1 protein-coding gene is annotated in these 879 nt (G+C 51.9%); it reads left to right on the top strand.

Annotation, left to right across the window (positions count from 1 at the left end):
* Positions 1 to 41: 41 nt before the first annotated feature.
* Positions 42 to 879 (top strand): DUF3592 domain-containing protein (locus ACFQEU_RS16830; RefSeq protein WP_379784006.1); only part of this gene is annotated, 838 nt, incomplete at its 3' end.

Raw genomic sequence — 879 nt, 5'->3', positions numbered from 1 at the left:
TATTTTTTAGCATTGTTCCATCACTCTACGAATGGCAACAAATGGATCAATGGCAGCCTGTGGAGGCGCAGTTGTTGAGCGCCAAGCTGAACACTCATCACGGCGATGACAGCACCACCTATCAAGCCTTAGCGTCCTATCGCTACTATTTCCGCGGTACCGCTTATGAAAGTGATCGCGTCGGCATCATGAGTGGTTCGGATAATATTGGCAGCTGGCAAGAAGACAAAGCGCGCGCGTTAAAGCGCGCCTTGGCGAAGGGCGGCAGTATTTCAGTTTATGTCAATCCAGATCAACCTCAAAAAGCCGTTATCTATAGAGAGTTGCGCTGGGGTATGCTCGGTTTCAAATTCATTTTTGTGGTTGTGTTTGGCGGTGTCGGCGTCGGTTTACTGGTTTTTAGTTTTTACCATCGCAGCGCGACGGTGCCGGATTTGAGCACTACTTCAGAGGCCTGGCTGGCTAACAAAGATTGGCACAACCCGATTCGTTCTAATGCCAAGGCGGGCTTATGGGGTGCGTGGATTTTTGCGATTGTCTGGAATGCCATTTCTTCGCCCATCCCGTTTATCTTGCCGGAAGAGTTGGCTAAGGGAAATTACCCCGCATTAATTGCATTACTGTTTCCGATTATTGGGGCGGGGTTATTGGTGTGGGCTATTAGTGCGACGCGGCAATGGCTCCGCTTTGGCCCTAGTCCTTTGCGACTCAATCCCTACCCAGGGGCCATTGGTGGGCAAGTGGGTGGCGAGGTCGATGTACGTTTGCCTTACGATGCGAATATGGCGGTGGCGGTCACCTTGGCCTGCGTACACAGTTATTATTCCGGCTCGGGTAAGGATCGCTCGCGCCGCGAATCGGTGGAGTGGCAGAAAGATG

The organism is Halorubrum tibetense (assembly GCF_042661865.1).
GTDB classification, from domain to species: domain Archaea; phylum Halobacteriota; class Halobacteria; order Halobacteriales; family Haloferacaceae; genus Halorubrum; species Halorubrum tibetense.
Note: the sequence above shows the minus strand (reverse complement) of the source record. Positions and strands in the feature narration are given on the sequence as shown.